This is a genomic window from Janthinobacterium sp. B9-8 (assembly GCF_000969645.2).
In the GTDB taxonomy this organism is placed as follows: Bacteria; Pseudomonadota; Gammaproteobacteria; order Burkholderiales; family Chitinibacteraceae; genus Iodobacter.
In genome coordinates, this window is sequence record NZ_CP014222.1 from 4352166 (window position 1) to 4373713 (window position 21548).

General features: G+C 50.9%; 7 protein-coding genes and 6 rRNA genes. 7 read left to right on the plus strand and 6 right to left on the minus strand.

The genetic code is table 11. The features are described 5' to 3' along the window. The first annotated feature begins 428 nt into the window (after positions 1-428). From VN23_RS21900 to rrf (VN23_RS19630), 7 genes are all read left to right on the plus strand, one after another. On the plus strand, positions 429-3263 hold the full coding sequence (locus tag VN23_RS21900) for a glycosyl hydrolase family 18 protein (protein WP_197432965.1): 2835 nt from the start codon (positions 429-431) through the stop codon (positions 3261-3263). A gap of 366 nt (positions 3264-3629) precedes the next feature. Continuing rightward, positions 3630-5163 (plus strand): 16S ribosomal RNA (locus VN23_RS19605). Between the two features lie 332 nt (positions 5164-5495). After that, positions 5496-8385, plus strand: a 23S ribosomal RNA gene (locus tag VN23_RS19610). Between the two features lie 131 nt (positions 8386-8516). After that, positions 8517-8630, plus strand: a 5S ribosomal RNA gene (gene rrf, locus VN23_RS19615). A 652-nt stretch (positions 8631-9282) separates the two neighbouring features. Next, positions 9283-10815 (plus strand): 16S ribosomal RNA (locus tag VN23_RS19620). Positions 10816-11147: 332 nt separating this feature from the next. Next, positions 11148-14037, plus strand: a 23S ribosomal RNA gene (locus VN23_RS19625). Positions 14038-14168: 131 nt separating this feature from the next. Beyond that, positions 14169-14282: ribosomal RNA gene (gene rrf / locus VN23_RS19630) — 5S ribosomal RNA — on the plus strand. Together the 16S, 23S and 5S rRNA genes form the textbook arrangement of a ribosomal RNA operon. A gap of 151 nt (positions 14283-14433) precedes the next feature. On the opposite strand, the gene VN23_RS19635 is transcribed toward rrf (VN23_RS19630), so the two are convergent. The 6 genes from VN23_RS19635 to cobO form a co-directional block, all read right to left on the minus strand. Then, positions 14434-15873, minus strand: a complete 1440-nt coding sequence (locus VN23_RS19635) for a cobyric acid synthase (RefSeq protein ID WP_046350566.1) — start codon at positions 15871-15873, stop codon at positions 14434-14436. Positions 15874-16189: 316 nt separating this feature from the next. Next, positions 16190-16960, minus strand: a complete 771-nt coding sequence (locus tag VN23_RS19640; protein ID WP_046350565.1) for an ABC transporter ATP-binding protein — start codon at positions 16958-16960, stop codon at positions 16190-16192. After that, positions 16957-17946: a FecCD family ABC transporter permease gene (locus VN23_RS19645; RefSeq protein WP_046350564.1), complete on the minus strand. Its 990-nt coding sequence runs from the start codon at positions 17944-17946 to the stop codon at positions 16957-16959. The genes VN23_RS19640 and VN23_RS19645 overlap by 4 nt, the downstream gene beginning before the upstream one ends. Before the next feature lie 340 nt (positions 17947-18286). Further along, positions 18287-19150, minus strand: a complete 864-nt coding sequence (locus VN23_RS19650) for a cobalamin-binding protein (protein WP_046350563.1) — start codon at positions 19148-19150, stop codon at positions 18287-18289. Then, positions 19147-20430, minus strand: a complete 1284-nt coding sequence (locus VN23_RS19655) for a cobyrinate a,c-diamide synthase (protein ID WP_046350562.1) — start codon at positions 20428-20430, stop codon at positions 19147-19149. Before VN23_RS19655 ends, VN23_RS19650 begins: the two co-directional genes overlap by 4 nt. Next, complete coding sequence (gene cobO / locus VN23_RS19660) at positions 20424-21044, minus strand: cob(I)yrinic acid a,c-diamide adenosyltransferase (protein ID WP_197432966.1); 621 nt, start codon at positions 21042-21044, stop codon at positions 20424-20426. The genes VN23_RS19655 and cobO overlap by 7 nt, the downstream gene beginning before the upstream one ends. Positions 21045-21548 lie beyond the last annotated feature (504 nt).

Below are 21548 nucleotides of genomic sequence, written 5' to 3' on the forward strand. Positions count from 1 at the left end.
TAGCTTTTGTATCAAAAATGTCTATTTTTTTATGATAATTACTACAATTATATTTTTTAATAACTACGATTTTTGAAATATATGTTGCTTTGCGATGCTGTGTTTTTTTGTATTTTTTTATAAAATTCATGTGGTTATGTTTTTTTTGTTGCACCACATCAATTGTTTGCTGAGGAAGGATGTAGTTTTTTTGTATGGTGAGTGTATTTTTCGTCGGGTTTACGATGGGCGAGCATATTGGGCTATTGACATGGGAAATGCCGTAGTGACTAATCTCACTAACGTATCTTAAAGTCATTTACGAAGTGGTTTGTAACTGACTTTCTTACGTTTTGATTACAAAAATAATAAATTCGTATTTGCTGCGTTAATACCACTTCATGCGTGCAGATAACGCCAATTCACAAGATGGATGGAGAGTTAAAACTATGTCTCAATTTAGTCGCTTTATGTTGGCAGCGATTCCGGCTGCCTTTGTTGCTGCCCAAGCTTTTTCTGCTCCGGCATGGAATGCTGCTAGTTCCTATACCAGCGGGCAGACCGTAAGCTATGCAGGAAAAGACTGGAAGGCCAAGTGGTGGACACAGGGTAATGTGCCCGGTGCCGAGCAGTGGGGCCCGTGGGAGCTGGTTGCAGGGGGAACACCTACCCCTGCTCCGACGCCAGTTCCTACTCCGGTACCAACACCAGCTCCGACTCCTGTGCCGACACCAATCCCTACTCCGGTACCGACCCCCGTTCCTACGCCAACACCTGCTCCGGCAGGCTGCTTTTTAGCATGGTCTGCCAGCACCGCTTATTCGGGAGGCCAAAGCGTGACCTATGCAGGTCGCAACTATAAAGCGCAGTGGTGGACTCAGGGTGATGTGCCGTCTAGCAATGTGGGCGCAGGTAAGCCTTGGCTAGATTTGGGTGCTTGCGGCTCTACACCGACTCCTACACCAGTTCCAACGCCGGTACCAACACCAGTACCGACACCGGTACCGACACCGGTACCGACACCAGTACCGACACCGGTTCCAACACCGGTTCCAACTCCGGTTCCAACACCGGTTCCAACACCGGTTCCAACACCGGTTCCAACACCGGTTCCGACACCGGTTCCGACACCAGTACCAACGCCTGCACCTAGCGTTGCGTGTCAGCCTGAGGGCTTGGTTACAGAAGTCGCGAATGTTCCGTATTGCGATGTGTACGACGTTAATGGCCGCGAAAAACTGCCTAATGATATGAAGCGCCGCAGCATCGGTTACTTCACTAGCTGGCGTAGTGCTGGCCCGAATGCTTATCTCGCTGCGGATATTCCTTGGAATGACGTTACTCACGTGAATTATGCCTTCGCTCACGTTGATGCCAATTGGAAAGTGTCGGTAGGTGATACAGCTAATCCAGCCAACTCTGCTACAGGCCTGACTTTTGCTGATAAAAACGGTAATCCTAAGTACGCGCTAGATCCAAATCTGCCGTACAAAGGCCACTTTAATATGCTGCAAAAGAATAAAAAAGCGGGTGTGAAGCTTTTGATGTCTGTTGGTGGCTGGGCAGAAACGGGTGGTTTCTTTAATGAAGCAGATGGCCGTACGGTAAGCGGTGGTTTCTACGCGCTGACCACAGATCCTGCAACAGGCGCGGTTCGTCAGGATCGAATCGATATTTTTGCTAAGTCGGCGGCTGAGTTCGTGACTAAGTATGGCTTTGACGGTATCGATATCGATTATGAATATCCAACCTCAATGAGCGATGCGGGTAATCCGGAAGACTGGAAAATTGGCAATGCAAAACGGGGCGACTTGTGGAAAGGCTATATGGCCTTAACCAAAACACTACGTGCCGAGTTGGATAAGGCTGCAGCGGCCAGCGGCAAGTATTATATGTTGACCATTGCATCGCCATCATCCGGTTACTTATTGCGCGGTATGGAAGCGATGCAGGCGGTTAAGTATCTTGATTACGTCAATATGATGACGTATGACTTGCATGGCGCGTGGAATCACTTCGTTGGCCATAATGCACCGCTCTACGATACTGGCAAAGACAATGAAATTGCTGATGCCAAGATTTACTCGGGTGGCGACGCGCATTATTACAATTCGCAAGGCTATTTGAATATTGACTGGGCTTATAAATACTTCCGCACAGCGCTTGCAGGTGGCCGTATTAATATCGGCTTGCCGTACTACACTCGTGGTTCACAAAATGTAGCGGGCGGCACTAATGGTCTGTGGGGTGTTTCTGCTCTAGCCGATCAGAAAAAATGCTATCTCGGTACCGGTGGTAATCTAGGCCCAGATGCATTGAGTGCAAAAGCGGGTGCACCTTGCGGTTTGGGTGCTCAGGGTATTGATAATCTGTGGTTCGATAAAGACGCTGCTGGTAATGAAATGTTTGCCGGTGTAAATCCACTGTGGCACGTTAATAATCTACGTGATGGCCTGAGCGCACCTTACTTTACTCAGTATGGTCACGACCAAAGCCGCCCAGAAGCCAAAGTACGTGGCACATATCAAGAGCATTACGATGATGTGGCTAAATCCTCTTGGTTATGGAATCCAACCACCAAAGTGTTCTTGTCAACTGAAAACGAGCAGTCTTTTGCTGCAAAAGTTCAGTACGCAATTGATCAAGGCGCTGGCGGTATCATGTTCTGGGAAATGGCAGGGGACTACAGCAAGCCATCAGAAAATGGCCTGGGTTATTACTCAATGGGTAGCACGCTGACCAAGCTGGCTGCGGCCAAGCTGCGCTCAGCGGCCCCATACGGCACAAAAGCCGGCGACGAGAAGTTTGTTCGCCCAGCAGATTTGCTCGATGTATCAGTAGATATGGTTGGGTATAAGCCTAAGGGTGATGATAACTACCCACTCGCTATTGGCTTGAAGTTGAAAAACAACTCAACTGTAAATTTAAGCGGAGCTAAAGTTTCATTTAACGTCGCTCCTTCTACGCCGCTGATTCCTTCTGAAGTTCAATACCTCAAGCCAAGTGATCCACCAGCAGGTAATGGCGTAGAGAATTTAGTGGATATATATAGTGGTGGTACATGGACAGCCACAACAGCCGGTACAAAAACAGGCAATGTGGGCGGTCTGCCAGATGGCTTCCATCGCTTAACTTATGCGATGAAAGAGTCAGGCTGGGGCGTTGCAGACTTTAGTGCGGGAAAAACCATCACCATCGGCATGCGTGTATTTATGCCGCTGACTGTACCTAGCGATATCACCATCACCCTGCCAAATGGCAAAGTGTATGGAATCAAGCGTTAAATCAGTAGTGATTTAAATGCTTGAAGTAATAAAAACGCCGCGAGCTACTCGCGGCGTTTTTATTTTGGAAATTAGACGTTTCTTATTGTTGTAGCTTCTTATGTAAATCAACTGCTTAGCCTATTACTACGCTTTTATTGCACGGTAGTGGTTGACCAAGTACGGCGAGACCCGTATATTTCGGCCTCTCGCTGCAGCACACACAGCAACACAGTGTTCGAGCAGTGGCGAAACGATCTTTAAAAAAATACAGTCGATGAGTGTGAGTGCTTGATTTGGAAGCGAAACAAGTGCTTGCATTAGTAAGGAGTAACCAGCGATGGTTGCTCTGAATAAAGTAAGCCAGTAAGTACTAGCATAGTGATTAAACTAAAGAGTTTGATCCTGGCTCAGATTGAACGCTGGCGGCATGCTTTACACATGCAAGTCGAACGGTAACAGGGTGCTTGCACCGCTGACGAGTGGCGAACGGGTGAGTAATATATCGGAACGTACCTAGTAATGGGGGATAACTATCCGAAAGGATAGCTAATACCGCATACGCCCTGAGGGGGAAAGAGGGGGATCGCAAGACCTCTCGTTATTAGAGCGGCCGATATCAGATTAGCTAGTTGGTGAGGTAAAGGCTCACCAAGGCAACGATCTGTAGCGGGTCTTAGAGGACGATCCGCCACACTGGAACTGAGACACGGTCCAGACTCCTACGGGAGGCAGCAGTGGGGAATCTTGGACAATGGGCGCAAGCCTGATCCAGCAATGCCGCGTGCGTGAAGAAGGCCTTCGGGTTGTAAAGCGCTTTTGTTCGGGAGGAAATCCTAGTGGCTAATATCCATTGGGGATGACAGTACCGGAAGAATAAGGACCGGCTAACTACGTGCCAGCAGCCGCGGTAATACGTAGGGTCCAAGCGTTAATCGGAATTACTGGGCGTAAAGGGTGCGCAGGTGGTTGATTAAGTGTGATGTGAAAGCCCCGGGCTCAACCTGGGAATTGCATTGCAAACTGTTCAACTAGAGTATGGCAGAGGGGGGTGGAATTCCGCGTGTAGCAGTGAAATGCGTAGAGATGCGGAGGAACACCGATGGCGAAGGCAACCCCCTGGGCTAATACTGACACTCATGCACGAAAGCGTGGGGAGCAAACAGGATTAGATACCCTGGTAGTCCACGCCCTAAACGATGTCTACTAGTTGTTGGGGAATTCGTTCCTTAGTAACGCAGCTAACGCGTGAAGTAGACCGCCTGGGGAGTACGGCCGCAAGGCTAAAACTCAAAGGAATTGACGGGGGCCCGCACAAGCGGTGGATGATGTGGATTAATTCGATGCAACGCGAAAAACCTTACCTAGCCTTGACATGTCAAGAATCCTTTAGAGATAGAGGAGTGCCGCAAGGAACTTGAACACAGGTGCTGCATGGCTGTCGTCAGCTCGTGTCGTGAGATGTTGGGTTAAGTCCCGCAACGAGCGCAACCCTTGTCCTTAGTTGCTACCATTTAGTTGGGCACTTTAAGGAGACTGCCGGTGACAAACCGGAGGAAGGTGGGGATGACGTCAAGTCCTCATGGCCCTTATGGCTAGGGCTTCACACGTCATACAATGGTCGGTACAGAGGGTTGCCAAGCCGCGAGGTGGAGCTAATCTCATAAAACCGATCGTAGTCCGGATTGGAGTCTGCAACTCGACTCCATGAAGTCGGAATCGCTAGTAATCGCGGATCAGCATGTCGCGGTGAATACGTTCCCGGGCCTTGTACACACCGCCCGTCACACCATGGGAATGGGTTTCACCAGAAGTAGGTAGGCTAACCGTAAGGAGGCCGCTTACCACGGTGGGATTCATGACTGGGGTGAAGTCGTAACAAGGTAGCCGTAGGGGAACCTGCGGCTGGATCACCTCCTTTCAAGAGAAAAGTCTTTTGGATTGAGTACTCACACTCATCGACTGTAGGTTTAAGGATTGTTGAATAGGATTCGGAATTAATAGGGCTTATCAAAGTCACATTAATTCTGATTTCTAAAATCAGCAAGACAGTAAATTGATCTTTAAAAAAATAGAAGAAGTAATACTCAAATTTAGAAATAAATAAGGGTAGATTGTATCAAAATCGATTATTCGAAGTCAGAACTGAATGATCGATGTCGCAAACAAAGCGAAATCAGATACTTTAAGGATGTGAATCGCTTTGCTCGTCTTCATTGACGAATAGAGTGCAACACGTGTTTGAGGTTATAGGATCAAGCGACTAAGTGCATCTGGTGGATGCCTTGGCGATGATAGGCGAAGAAGGACGCGTTAGCCTGCGAAAAGCTACGGGGAGCTGGCAAATAAGCATTGATCCGTAGATATCCGAATGGGGAAACCCGGCCCTTTTGGGTCACTCACTGCTGAATACATAGGCAGTGTAGAGCGAACTCGGCGAACTGAAACATCTAAGTAGCCGAAGGAAAAGAAATCAACCGAGATTCCCAAAGTAGTGGCGAGCGAAATGGGAAGAGCCTGCATGTGATAAATCAAACTTTAGTGGAACAGTCTGGAAAGTCTGGCGACAGTGGGTGATAGCCCCGTACACGAAAAAGATTGGTTGGTACTAAGCATGCGACAAGTAGGGCGGGACACGAGAAATCCTGTTTGAAGATGGGGGGACCATCCTCCAAGGCTAAATACTCATCATCGACCGATAGTGAACCAGTACCGTGAGGGAAAGGCGAAAAGAACCCCGGGAGGGGAGTGAAATAGAACCTGAAACCGGATGCATACAAACAGTGGGAGCCCTTGAAAAATGGGGTGACTGCGTACCTTTTGTATAATGGGTCAGCGACTTACGTTCAGTAGCAAGCTTAACCGAGTAGGGGAGGCGTAGGGAAACCGAGTCCGAATAGGGCGCATAGTTGCTGGGCGTAGACCCGAAACCAAGTGATCTATCCATGGCCAGGATGAAGGTGCGGTAACACGCACTGGAGGTCCGAACCCACTAATGTTGCAAAATTAGGGGATGAGCTGTGGATAGGGGTGAAAGGCTAAACAAACTTGGAAATAGCTGGTTCTCCTCGAAAACTATTTAGGTAGTGCCTCATGTATCACTGACGGGGGTAAAGCACTGTTATGGCTAGGGGGTCATCGCGACTTACCAAACCATGGCAAACTCTGAATACCGTCAAGTGCGAGCATGGGAGACAGACTGTGGGTGCTAACGTCCATGGTCAAGAGGGAAACAACCCAGATCGCCGTCTAAGGTCCCAAATAATCAGTTAAGTGGAAAACGAGGTGGGAAGGCATAGACAGCCAGGATGTTGGCTTAGAAGCAGCCATCATTTAAAGAAAGCGTAATAGCTCACTGGTCGAGTCGTCCTGCGCGGAAGATGTAACGGGGCTCAAACTGATAACCGAAGACGCGAATATGCACGATGTGCATATGGTAGAGGAGCGTTCCGTAGGCCTGCGAAGGTGTCTTGAGAAGGATGCTGGAGGTATCGGAAGTGCGAATGCTGACATGAGTAGCGATAATGCGGGTGAAAAGCCCGCACACCGAAAACCCAAGGTTTCCTGCGCAACGTTCATCGGCGCAGGGTGAGTCGGCCCCTAAGGCGAGGCAGAAATGCGTAGTCGATGGACAACGGGTTAATATTCCCGTACCGATGTAAAGTGCGATGGGGGACGGAGAAAGGTAGGTCAGCCATCTGTTGGAATAGGTGGTTTAAGCGAGTAGGCGTGTGGCTTAGGCAAATCCGGGCTGCTTTAACGCTGAGACGTGACGACGAAGTCTTCGGACTGAAGTGATTGATCCTATGCTTCCAAGAAAAGCCTCTAAGCTTCAGCTTTATATTGACCGTACCGCAAACCGACACAGGTGGGTAGGAAGAGAATTCTAAGGTGCTTGAGAGAACTCAGGAGAAGGAACTCGGCAAATTATCACCGTAACTTCGGGAGAAGGTGAGCCCAGAGTATGTGAAGGCCCTTGCGGCTGGAGCAGAAATGGGTCGCAGAGAAATGGGGGCTGCGACTGTTTATCAAAAACACAGCACTCTGCAAAGTCGAAAGACGACGTATAGGGTGTGACGCCTGCCCGGTGCTGGAAGATTAAATGATGGGGTGCAAGCTCTTGACTGAAGTCCCAGTAAACGGCGGCCGTAACTATAACGGTCCTAAGGTAGCGAAATTCCTTGTCGGGTAAGTTCCGACCCGCACGAATGGCGTAACGATGGCCCTACTGTCTCCTCCTGAGACTCAGCGAAGTTGAAATGTTTGTGAAGATGCAATCTCCCCGCTGCTAGACGGAAAGACCCCGTGAACCTTTACTGTAGCTTTGCATTGGACTTTGAAGTGGTTTGTGTAGGATAGGTGGGAGACATTGAAGCATGGACGCTAGTCTGTGTGGAGTCGTCCTTGAAATACCACCCTGACCCCTTTGAGGTTCTAACCTTGGTCCGTTATCCGGATCGGGGACCGTGCATGGTAGGCAGTTTGACTGGGGCGGTCTCCTCCCAAATTGTAACGGAGGAGCTCGAAGGTCGCCTAGGTACGGTCGGACATCGTACTGATAGTGTAATGGCATAAGGCGGCTTAACTGCGAGACAGACAAGTCGAGCAGGTGCGAAAGCAGGACATAGTGATCCGGTGGTTCTGAATGGAAGGGCCATCGCTCAACGGATAAAAGGTACTCCGGGGATAACAGGCTGATTCCGCCCAAGAGTTCACATCGACGGCGGAGTTTGGCACCTCGATGTCGGCTCATCACATCCTGGGGCTGTAGCCGGTCCCAAGGGTATGGCTGTTCGCCATTTAAAGTGGTACGTGAGCTGGGTTCAAAACGTCGTGAGACAGTTTGGTCCCTATCTGCAGTGGGCGTTGGAAATTTGAGGGGGGCTGCTCCTAGTACGAGAGGACCGGAGTGGACAGATCTCTGGTGTACCGGTTGTCACGCCAGTGGCATCGCCGGGTAGCTAAATCTGGAAGAGATAAGCGCTGAAAGCATCTAAGCGCGAAACTCGCCTCAAGATGAGATTTCCCCAAGGCTTTAAGCCTTTTAAAGGGTCGTTCGAGACCAGGACGTTGATAGGTCGGGTGTGGAAGCGCAGTAATGTGTTAAGCTAACCGATACTAATTGCCCGTAAGGCTTGATCCTATAACCTGAGACGCGTGTGCGCGACGGTATAATCTACCCAGATTAAGAGTTAAGTTTGAGTATTGAATTACTTCTTCTATTGAACTGAATGCGTTGTGGAGCAATAAGCACAACGTGTTAACCCGTTAAAGTCTGGCGACCATAGCGAGGTGGTCCCACTCCTTCCCATCCCGAACAGGACAGTGAAACACCTTAGCGCCGATGATAGTGCAGATTACCTGTGTGAAAGTAGGTCATTGCCAGACACCTTATGCAGTAAACAGAACCCCCGTACTCGAAAGAGGCGGGGGTTTTGCTTTGCGCGAAAGAAGGGCAGGGAGCTGGCGTTTTTAGTGTGGAAGTCTGTGTGTTTTTACCCTTTTCTATCTTCGTTTTGGCGTGATCGTGATTTAATCATGAGGTAGGGAAGGAAAGAGGCATTTATGCTGTTGGATGAAGAGGGGGATTGGGTCATTTGGGCCCTGAAATACAATGAGTGCGTTAGTGGATTCTTATTTATTAAGTGACGTTCTTTGGATAAATGACCCCAAAGCTCATTGTTTCTCAAAAAATAGCACAATTAAGCGGTGCAAAGTGATTGAGTTTTATCTGGTTTTGAGTTGAATGTGACCCAAGAGTAGAAAGTGAATCATTATAAAATCAGTGGGTTATCATTTTGTTTTGTTTTGTTGCTGTAAAGGTATTGACTCGGCAGAGTGTCACCGGTATATTTCGGCCTCTCGCTGCAGCACACACAGCAACACAGTGTTCGAGCAGTGGCGAAACGATCTTTAAAAAAATACAGTCGATGAGTGTGAGTGCTTGATTTGGAAGCGAAACAAGTGCTTGCATTAGTAAGGAGTAACCAGCGATGGTTGCTCTGAATAAAGTAAGCCAGTAAGTACTAGCATAGTGATTAAACTAAAGAGTTTGATCCTGGCTCAGATTGAACGCTGGCGGCATGCTTTACACATGCAAGTCGAACGGTAACAGGGTGCTTGCACCGCTGACGAGTGGCGAACGGGTGAGTAATATATCGGAACGTACCTAGTAATGGGGGATAACTATCCGAAAGGATAGCTAATACCGCATACGCCCTGAGGGGAAAGAGGGGGATCGCAAGACCTCTCGTTATTAGAGCGGCCGATATCAGATTAGCTAGTTGGTGAGGTAAAGGCTCACCAAGGCAACGATCTGTAGCGGGTCTTAGAGGACGATCCGCCACACTGGAACTGAGACACGGTCCAGACTCCTACGGGAGGCAGCAGTGGGGAATCTTGGACAATGGGCGCAAGCCTGATCCAGCAATGCCGCGTGCGTGAAGAAGGCCTTCGGGTTGTAAAGCGCTTTTGTTCGGGAGGAAATCCTAGTGGCTAATATCCATTGGGGATGACAGTACCGGAAGAATAAGGACCGGCTAACTACGTGCCAGCAGCCGCGGTAATACGTAGGGTCCAAGCGTTAATCGGAATTACTGGGCGTAAAGGGTGCGCAGGTGGTTGATTAAGTGTGATGTGAAAGCCCCGGGCTCAACCTGGGAATTGCATTGCAAACTGTTCAACTAGAGTATGGCAGAGGGGGGTGGAATTCCGCGTGTAGCAGTGAAATGCGTAGAGATGCGGAGGAACACCGATGGCGAAGGCAACCCCCTGGGCTAATACTGACACTCATGCACGAAAGCGTGGGGAGCAAACAGGATTAGATACCCTGGTAGTCCACGCCCTAAACGATGTCTACTAGTTGTTGGGGAATTCGTTCCTTAGTAACGCAGCTAACGCGTGAAGTAGACCGCCTGGGGAGTACGGCCGCAAGGCTAAAACTCAAAGGAATTGACGGGGGCCCGCACAAGCGGTGGATGATGTGGATTAATTCGATGCAACGCGAAAAACCTTACCTAGCCTTGACATGTCAAGAATCCTTTAGAGATAGAGGAGTGCCGCAAGGAACTTGAACACAGGTGCTGCATGGCTGTCGTCAGCTCGTGTCGTGAGATGTTGGGTTAAGTCCCGCAACGAGCGCAACCCTTGTCCTTAGTTGCTACCATTTAGTTGGGCACTTTAAGGAGACTGCCGGTGACAAACCGGAGGAAGGTGGGGATGACGTCAAGTCCTCATGGCCCTTATGGCTAGGGCTTCACACGTCATACAATGGTCGGTACAGAGGGTTGCCAAGCCGCGAGGTGGAGCTAATCTCATAAAACCGATCGTAGTCCGGATTGGAGTCTGCAACTCGACTCCATGAAGTCGGAATCGCTAGTAATCGCGGATCAGCATGTCGCGGTGAATACGTTCCCGGGCCTTGTACACACCGCCCGTCACACCATGGGAATGGGTTTCACCAGAAGTAGGTAGGCTAACCGTAAGGAGGCCGCTTACCACGGTGGGATTCATGACTGGGGTGAAGTCGTAACAAGGTAGCCGTAGGGGAACCTGCGGCTGGATCACCTCCTTTCAAGAGAAAAGTCTTTTGGATTGAGTACTCACACTCATCGACTGTAGGTTTAAGGATTGTTGAATAGGATTCGGAATTAATAGGGCTTATCAAAGTCACATTAATTCTGATTTCTAAAATCAGCAAGACAGTAAATTGATCTTTAAAAAAATAGAAGAAGTAATACTCAAATTTAGAAATAAATAAGGGTAGATTGTATCAAAATCGATTATTCGAAGTCAGAACTGAATGATCGATGTCGCAAACAAAGCGAAATCAGATACTTTAAGGATGTGAATCGCTTTGCTCGTCTTCATTGACGAATAGAGTGCAACACGTGTTTGAGGTTATAGGATCAAGCGACTAAGTGCATCTGGTGGATGCCTTGGCGATGATAGGCGAAGAAGGACGCGTTAGCCTGCGAAAAGCTACGGGGAGCTGGCAAATAAGCATTGATCCGTAGATATCCGAATGGGGAAACCCGGCCCTTTTGGGTCACTCACTGCTGAATACATAGGCAGTGTAGAGCGAACTCGGCGAACTGAAACATCTAAGTAGCCGAAGGAAAAGAAATCAACCGAGATTCCCAAAGTAGTGGCGAGCGAAATGGGAAGAGCCTGCATGTGATAAATCAAACTTTAGTGGAACAGTCTGGAAAGTCTGGCGACAGTGGGTGATAGCCCCGTACACGAAAAAGATTGGTTGGTACTAAGCATGCGACAAGTAGGGCGGGACACGAGAAATCCTGTTTGAAGATGGGGGGACCATCCTCCAAGGCTAAATACTCATCATCGACCGATAGTGAACCAGTACCGTGAGGGAAAGGCGAAAAGAACCCCGGGAGGGGAGTGAAATAGAACCTGAAACCGGATGCATACAAACAGTGGGAGCCCTTGAAAAATGGGGTGACTGCGTACCTTTTGTATAATGGGTCAGCGACTTACGTTCAGTAGCAAGCTTAACCGAGTAGGGGAGGCGTAGGGAAACCGAGTCCGAATAGGGCGCATAGTTGCTGGGCGTAGACCCGAAACCAAGTGATCTATCCATGGCCAGGATGAAGGTGCGGTAACACGCACTGGAGGTCCGAACCCACTAATGTTGCAAAATTAGGGGATGAGCTGTGGATAGGGGTGAAAGGCTAAACAAACTTGGAAATAGCTGGTTCTCCTCGAAAACTATTTAGGTAGTGCCTCATGTATCACTGACGGGGGTAAAGCACTGTTATGGCTAGGGGGTCATCGCGACTTACCAAACCATGGCAAACTCTGAATACCGTCAAGTGCGAGCATGGGAGACAGACTGTGGGTGCTAACGTCCATGGTCAAGAGGGAAACAACCCAGATCGCCGTCTAAGGTCCCAAATAATCAGTTAAGTGGAAAACGAGGTGGGAAGGCATAGACAGCCAGGATGTTGGCTTAGAAGCAGCCATCATTTAAAGAAAGCGTAATAGCTCACTGGTCGAGTCGTCCTGCGCGGAAGATGTAACGGGGCTCAAACTGATAACCGAAGACGCGAATATGCACGATGTGCATATGGTAGAGGAGCGTTCCGTAGGCCTGCGAAGGTGTCTTGAGAAGGATGCTGGAGGTATCGGAAGTGCGAATGCTGACATGAGTAGCGATAATGCGGGTGAAAAGCCCGCACACCGAAAACCCAAGGTTTCCTGCGCAACGTTCATCGGCGCAGGGTGAGTCGGCCCCTAAGGCGAGGCAGAAATGCGTAGTCGATGGACAACGGGTTAATATTCCCGTACCGATGTAAAGTGCGATGGGGGACGGAGAAAGGTAGGTCAGCCATCTGTTGGAATAGGTGGTTTAAGCGAGTAGGCGTGTGGCTTAGGCAAATCCGGGCTGCTTTAACGCTGAGACGTGACGACGAAGTCTTCGGACTGAAGTGATTGATCCTATGCTTCCAAGAAAAGCCTCTAAGCTTCAGCTTTATATTGACCGTACCGCAAACCGACACAGGTGGGTAGGAAGAGAATTCTAAGGTGCTTGAGAGAACTCAGGAGAAGGAACTCGGCAAATTATCACCGTAACTTCGGGAGAAGGTGAGCCCAGAGTATGTGAAGGCCCTTGCGGCTGGAGCAGAAATGGGTCGCAGAGAAATGGGGGCTGCGACTGTTTATCAAAAACACAGCACTCTGCAAAGTCGAAAGACGACGTATAGGGTGTGACGCCTGCCCGGTGCTGGAAGATTAAATGATGGGGTGCAAGCTCTTGACTGAAGTCCCAGTAAACGGCGGCCGTAACTATAACGGTCCTAAGGTAGCGAAATTCCTTGTCGGGTAAGTTCCGACCCGCACGAATGGCGTAACGATGGCCCTACTGTCTCCTCCTGAGACTCAGCGAAGTTGAAATGTTTGTGAAGATGCAATCTCCCCGCTGCTAGACGGAAAGACCCCGTGAACCTTTACTGTAGCTTTGCATTGGACTTTGAAGTGGTTTGTGTAGGATAGGTGGGAGACATTGAAGCATGGACGCTAGTCTGTGTGGAGTCGTCCTTGAAATACCACCCTGACCCCTTTGAGGTTCTAACCTTGGTCCGTTATCCGGATCGGGGACCGTGCATGGTAGGCAGTTTGACTGGGGCGGTCTCCTCCCAAATTGTAACGGAGGAGCTCGAAGGTCGCCTAGGTACGGTCGGACATCGTACTGATAGTGTAATGGCATAAGGCGGCTTAACTGCGAGACAGACAAGTCGAGCAGGTGCGAAAGCAGGACATAGTGATCCGGTGGTTCTGAATGGAAGGGCCATCGCTCAACGGATAAAAGGTACTCCGGGGATAACAGGCTGATTCCGCCCAAGAGTTCACATCGACGGCGGAGTTTGGCACCTCGATGTCGGCTCATCACATCCTGGGGCTGTAGCCGGTCCCAAGGGTATGGCTGTTCGCCATTTAAAGTGGTACGTGAGCTGGGTTCAAAACGTCGTGAGACAGTTTGGTCCCTATCTGCAGTGGGCGTTGGAAATTTGAGGGGGGCTGCTCCTAGTACGAGAGGACCGGAGTGGACAGATCTCTGGTGTACCGGTTGTCACGCCAGTGGCATCGCCGGGTAGCTAAATCTGGAAGAGATAAGCGCTGAAAGCATCTAAGCGCGAAACTCGCCTCAAGATGAGATTTCCCCAAGGCTTTAAGCCTTTTAAAGGGTCGTTCGAGACCAGGACGTTGATAGGTCGGGTGTGGAAGCGCAGTAATGTGTTAAGCTAACCGATACTAATTGCCCGTAAGGCTTGATCCTATAACCTGAGACGCGTGTGCGCGACGGTATAATCTACCCAGATTAAGAGTTAAGTTTGAGTATTGAATTACTTCTTCTATTGAACTGAATGCGTTGTGGAGCAATAAGCACAACGTGTTAACCCGTTAAAGTCTGGCGACCATAGCGAGGTGGTCCCACTCCTTCCCATCCCGAACAGGACAGTGAAACACCTTAGCGCCGATGATAGTGCAGATTACCTGTGTGAAAGTAGGTCATTGCCAGACACCTTATGCAGTAAACAGAACCCCCGTACTCGAAAGAGGCGGGGGTTTTGCTTTGCGCGAAAGGAAAGCCGCTGCAGTGCAATTACAAAATCAAGCCTCTGTGGTTTGCTGTCGGGTTACGCGGTAAGGCTGCTAACCCGAACCTACATGACTAATCGAGGCCTGCTTGTTTGGCTTTTTCCCAATCTATCGATTGGTCTAGTGCGTCACTCAGGCGGTCTATTTCTTGCTCTAGTAGCTGCTGGTGGTCGACGACTTCTGCGACTTGGTGGCCTGCCCATGCGAGTAAGGATTTTAATGCTGCGCTGGAATCAAATAAGCCGTGCAGATAGCAGCCAAGCACTTGATCGGTGATTACGCCATCGTGTTCATTGCCGTATTTAATCAGTGGGATGGCGCTTGAATCCAGAATTTGGGTTTCGCCATGATGGATTTCGTAGCCTGTTACGGCTTCACTATCCGTGGTGAGTTGCCCGGATAAATTACGCAGCTGTTTGTCTTGCTCTAGTGATGTGCTAATAGGAAGCCAGCCTAATCCTTCAGAATTTCCCGCCTCGCCTTCTAAGCCACGTGGATCAGCGATGGTTTGGCCTAGCATTTGGTAGCCGCCACAGATGCCGATGACTTTGCCGCCAAAGCGCAGGTGTTTTTCGATTTGCTTATCCCAACCTTGCTGGCGTAGCCATGCCAGATCGCCACGGGTGTTTTTGCTGCCGGGGATGATGAGCAGATCGGCTGTGGGCAAGGGTTGATTGGGCGTGGCGTAGCTGCAATCGACGCCCGTAATACGGCGCAGCGGGTCAAAATCGGTGTGGTTGGAAATATGCGGCAGTGTAGCGATGACAATTTTAAAGTCGCCACCATTGCCTGCGGTGCGCGGTACTGCATCTTCAGCTGCGATATCCAGGCCATGCAAATAGGGAACAACTGCGATGACGGGCTTACCGGTTTTTTCTTCTAGCCAGTCGATTCCACCTTGCAATAGGCTTAGATCCCCCCGAAAACGGTTGATGATAAAGCCGGTAACTCTTGCCTGCTCTGATGCTGATAGGCAAGCAAGGGTGCCGACAAAGTGGGCAAATACGCCGCCTCGGTCGATATCGGCAACCAGCCAGACGGGGCAGTCTGCTTCTTCGGCAAAGCCCATATTGGCGATATCACCTGCGCGTAAATTGATTTCGGCAGGGCTGCCCGCGCCTTCAACAATCACCCATTCATACTGCTCTTTTAAGCGGCCCCATGATTCAAATACGGCTTTTTTGGCTGTTTGCTTATAGGCGTGGTAATCCACTGCATCTAAATTACCGATGCTTTTACCTTGAATAATGACTTGGGCACGGCAATCGCTGGAAGGCTTGAGTAATACGGGGTTGAAATCAGTATGCGGGGCGATGCCTGCTGCAACGGCTTGCATGGCTTGGGCGCGGCCAATTTCGCCTGCATCGCTGGTGACTGCGCTATTGAGCGCCATATTTTGTGGCTTAAACGGTGCGACTTTGATGCCACGACGCAAAAGAATACGGCAGAGCGCGGCAACGATGGTGGTCTTGCCTGCATCAGAGGTGCAGCCTTGAATCATAAGAGTGGGCATGGTTTTGCCTTGTGCAAGATTATTGGTAGAAGATACTCAAACCTTTAAAGCTAAGGTCTGTAGACACAGAGAACAGGGAGATTAAAAGCAGAACACGGAGAAAACATTGGGGGCTGATTTCAGTTTACGGCCTTATCACTCAGGATATAGAAGTCCAGCAGCGCGGCTGGATTCCCGATAAAAGCACTCGGGAATGACGGTAGCGGCACTGGGGGCATTATTTCCTAGCAAATCCTTAGCTCCGTTATGAATTGCTTTTCTCCGTGAAACTCCGTGTTCTCAGTGTCCTCTGTGGTTCAAGATTTGGGTTTGGGGCTTAGCGGGGCAAAGGGATAAACCACTCTTGCCCTTCGATGCTAGCGCTGCGGATTTCGCTGCGGTAGAGCGCGCTGAGGTTCTGGCTATTCATGATCTCCGCAGTCGGCCCTGATAGCCATTGCCCATCGCCAAACATTAGCAGCACATGGCTTGCCCATTGGTGGGCGTGATTTGGGTCGTGACTGACCATCAGCAGGGTTCTGCCTGCTTGGTTTTCTTCGCGCAGTACCGAAAGGGCTTGTTGCTGGTGGCGTAGATCAAGCTGGGATAATGGCTCGTCGAGTAAGATTAGTGCGGCTTGTTGAGCGAGCGTTGCTGCAAGGCTAGCCCGGCGGCGCTCGCCGCCTGATAGCGTGGCAAGGTCGCGGTGTTTTAGATCGCTTAAATCCAGCCTCGCTAATTGCTCATCGGCGAGGCGCAGATCATCCTGGCTTTCCCAATCCCATGGCCCTTGATGTGGATGACGGCCGCTGAGAACTTTTTCAATAACGGAGAGTGGAAAAGGGCAGTCATCCTGTTGGCTAAGCCATGCAATTTCTTTGGCCCGCTCATGACCTGCCCATTCTTTTAATGGCCGCTGATTGAGCAGGATCTTGCCTGCCGCAGGCTTGAGCCATGCCGCCAAGGTGGCGAGTATGGTGCTTTTGCCGCAGCCGTTTTCGCCCAGAATAAGCCAGCTTTCGCCCTTACTAATTTCAAGATTCAGATCTTTGCAAAGCAGGCGCTCGCCCTGCTGAATGGCTAAGGAGCAAAGAGATAAATGGCTCATCGTGCGACTCCTCGATGTTGCAACAACCATAAAAACACCGGCACACCGGCCAGTGCGGTAATCACCCCAACGGGGAGTTGTTGCGGGGCAAGGATAATGCGCGAAGCGATATCAGCAGCTAGTAAAACCGTACCGCCTGTGAGTGCGACCGCAGGTAAGAGCAGGCGTTGATCGTGGCCTAAAACCAGTCGCAAGGCGTGTGGAACGATCAGGCCGATAAAGCCGATCATGCCTGCTGTGGTCACCGCAATGGCCGTTGCCGCTGCGGCTACAAAGTAAAGTAGCCATTGCAATTTACGCGTATTGGCCCCGAGTGCATGGGCGGTTTGTGCGCCCTGGCTGAGCACATTAAGCTGACGCGCTAGCGGCCAAACTAACAAAAGCAGCGCCAAGAGCAGCGGTAATGCCAACTGCCAACGCGCCCCAGCAAGATCGCCCAGCATCCAAAATACCATGCCGCGTAAGAGGCCATCGGGTGCAAGGCTGAGTAATAAGCTGGACAATGCGCCACAAAAAGAAGCGATCGCCACCCCCGTTAAGAGTAAGCGCGCCTGACTACTGGAATGATCTTTGCGCGCCAAAATAAACACCAGCGTAATACTAAGCAAGGCCCCGCAGCCCGCTGCCAAGTTGACGGCGGCCACACCTGCACCTAACAACATCGCCAGCAAAGCGCCGACGCTGGCTCCGCCTGAGGTACCGAGAATGTAAGGATCAGCAAGAGGATTTCTGAGTAAAACTTGCTGCAATGCACCGGCTAGTGCCAGCAAACCACCAACGGCAATGGCCGCCAAGGTGCGCGGCAGGCGTAGCTCGAGCACTACATCACGAGCCAGCGCGGCATCAGGCCCATTGCCCAGTAATTGCCACGGGCGATAGCTGGTACTGCCAAAGCAGAGGCTAAGGATGACGGTGATCAATAGTAGGCCGCTTAGCACAAGCAGCGTAAGGGTGAGTCTGGCGGGGGTAAGGCGGGAATGCTTCATGATGAGTTGCTCTGGCAGGGCGTTAGCCCTTTAAAAAGGTCTGTAGACACAGAGATAAATAGAGATCACAGAGCACAAACTAGGAAAATAAATTAGGAACGGCGTTAGCCGCGAATTCCCTGTAGATCAGTGCAATATTCGCGAGTTTACATTCAGGGTAATTTCCAATGTTAAGCTGTGTAATCCAACATGCGCTGGTGCAAAAAACGTTGGGTTACGCGATAAGGCCTGCTAACCCAACCTACAAAAACGCGTAATTCGGGAAATCATTTGTTATGTCTCTTAGCTTCTTCTCTGTGTTCTTTTCGTTCTCTGTGTCTACAGGTTTTGCTTCAATGGTTTAACGCGCTTTATCAATTGCTTCGCAGAGCTTTTCTGTGCCTTCTACCAATCTTGGCCCCATGCGGCTGAGCAGGTCTTTGGGCAGGATATAGAGATGTTTATTGGCTTTTAGATTAGGCCAGCGTTTCCAGCGGTTTAACCAGTTGTCTTTTACACCCGGCTCACCACTGGTAATGATCACATCTGGATTGGCGGCGAGTACCGCTTCGTCGTCGATGGTCGGTACCAGCGCTGGCAGGGCGGCAAAGACGTTGACGCCACCGCACAGGCGCATCGCGTCGGAGATGATTTGCTCGCGGTTAATCGTCATCAATGGCCTGTCCCATACCTGATAAAAAACACGGATTGGCTTTCTGCCCGCGTATTTTTTCTCTAGCGCGGCAAGGCTGCTGCGGTATTTGCTGGCAGCTGCCTGAGCTTCGCTTTCTTTGGCTGTTAACACGCCTAAACGTTCCATCACCGTGGGGACGTCTTCCAGTTTTTTAGAGAAAGTATAAAAAACTGGCAGGCCGAGGGTTTCGATTTGCGCGAGCTGCTTGGCGGGGTTGCCACTTTGCCATGCCACGATCAGATCGGGTTTAAGGGCGCGAATGCGTTCCAGATCAAAGCCGTTATAGCCGCCGATACGCTCAATTTTATTCGCTTCTGGCGGGTAGTCGCTGTAATTCACCGCGCCCACAATGAGCTTGCCTGCGCCGATGGCAAACAAGTCTTCGGTGGCGTGCGGGGCAAGGCTGATGATGCGTTGCGCGGGCTTGGCTAAGGTGATTTCCTGACCACGGTCGTCTTTTACACTAACGCTGGCGATGGCGGCATGGGATAGCAGCAAGCTTACTAAGGCGGCATAGCGGATGTGTTTCATGCTGTTGTTCCAAAAAGAGCCGCGCTGGCAGCGGGGTTGCTCATCATCCATGCGTGCACATAGCTGGCGGTGAGGCTGCCTTGGCGATAGATCGCTTCACCTTGGCTGCCCAAGCGGCAAGGCGTGGCATGGAGGAATGGCTGCAACGTGCTTTGTAATGTTGAGAAGTGAAAAGTGTGGCCGCGCAACTCGCCCGCGCCTAAGTCGAAAGCTTGCATGCCAAGGGCCGAAAGGCGTTTTTGCATGGTCGCTTTGGCATCTAAAACGCCCCACATTTTATGTGAGGTGCCATCGCTTAGTGTTAACGATGCACAAAGCGCCAGCATGCCGCCACATTCGGCAAATACAGGTTTATCTGCGGCAAGCCAGTTGCGTAAATCGGTGGCGATGCTTGGATGAGCTGCGAGTGTGGCGGCGTGCAGCTCCGGATAACCGCCGGGCAAGTAGAGCGCGTCGGCTTCCGGCAGGGCTTCATGGGCAAGCGGTGAGAAAAACACCAGCTCGGCACCCATTTCGCTCAGGCAAGTTAAATTGGCCGGGTAAATAAAACAAAACGCCGCGTCGCGAGCGATGGCGATGCGTTTGCCTGTGAGCAGCGGGGCTAAAGCCCGGCGTGCAGAGCTGCTGTAATCGATGACCGGAGGCAAAGCTGCAATCGGCTGGCTGGCTAAAGCATCGGCCAGTGCATCAAGTTTTTGCGCCAAATCGGGAATTTCATTCGGCAGCACCAGGCCCAAATGCCGCTCGGGCAGGGCTTCGTGCTTGCCCAGCCAGCCTTGCCAATGCTCGGGTCTGGCTGATTCTTGCAACATTTGTGCGTGGCGATCGCCTGCTACTTTATTAGCCAGCACACCATAAAACGGCAGATCGCTTTTATAGTGCGCCAGCCCGAAAGCCAGCGCGCCAAAGGTTTGCGCCATGGCGCTGGCGTCGATAATCGCCAGTACAGGCAGCCCCAAGCGGGTGGCTAGCTCGGCAGCGGAAGGCTCGCCATCAAACAGGCCCATCACCGCTTCGATCAGGATCACATCGGCGTCTTGCGCCGCATCGGCCAGCATTTTTCGGCATAAATCCTCGCCAACCATCCACAAATCCAGATTATCCACCGGTGCGCCACTGGCGTAGCTGAGTATGAGCGGGTCGAGAAAATCCGGCCCGCATTTAAACACCCGCACCTTGCGGCCTAGGCGGCGATGATGCCAGGCCAAGGCGGCCGTGATGGTGGTTTTGCCGCTACCGGAAGAAGGTGCTGCAATCAGCAGAGTCGCTGCGCTTACCATTCCAAACCCTTTTGCGCCTTGATGCCCGCTTTATAAGCGTGTTTTTCGTCGTTGAGTACGGTCACGGTATCGGCTATCTCGTGCAATTCTTTGACTGCGGCGCGGCCGGTGACCACTACATGTTGCATTTCCGGGCGGGATTCGATGTCTTTAATAATGGTGTCTTTATCTAGATAGTTGTAGCTGAGGCAGTAAGTCAGCTCATCCAAAATCACCACATCGTAGCTGGCATCACCCAGCATGCGCGCGGCCACGGCCCAGGCCTCTTCGGATTTTAGTTTGTCGGCTTCAAAATTCTGCGTTTCCCAAGTAAAGCCATCGCCCATCACATGCCATTCGCAATGCTTGCCGAGCAGGGCTTCTTCGCCGGTGTCGGTGCGGTTTTTAATAAACTGCACCACGCCTACTTTTAGCCCGTGGCCGATGGCGCGCGCCACCATGCCAAAGGCGGAAGACGATTTACCTTTGCCATTGCCGGTGAGCAAAATCATGATGCCGGTGTCGATATTGGCTTCGGCGATATGCGCGTCGATAACAGCTTTTTTGCGTGCCATACGTGCGGCGTGGCGGGCGTTGCGTTCGGTGTTGATGGTCATGGTGATGGCTCCGGTCATTCGCTAACTTAAAGTCAGAAATATTTTTTTAAATAGTGCCTGCGGCACGGTGTTTTGGTGCGGGAGCCCCCGCGCGGGCCTTCCTTTCTTGCTTCGCCAAGAAACGAAGCCAAAGAAGGCGACCCCGGCGTCTGCGCCCCGCTGCGCGGGGTTCCCTCTCTGCGGACAATCGGCAAGTCGTTGATTCAACTCGCTGCTCTCAAATACGAATCGACGACTTTCCCATGCCGCTTGTTCCTTGATCGGCTGGTTTCAGGGGGAGGTAAAAGCCCACTGCCAAGAGCGCAGAACTTACATTTTTTCTTAGTGTGCTACTCAAAAAGCAAATTATTTAATACCTTCAGCGCAGTGATTTCCTGCGGTAATCACTGCGCGCGAAGTATCTGCTCAACTTCAGGCGTCACAGCCATACTTCAGTGCTGCAGCTTCCCCCCTTTGTAAAAGGGGATTGAGGGGGATTTGCCTTGGCCCTTTTTTGTAAAGGTATGCCGTACCAAATCCCCC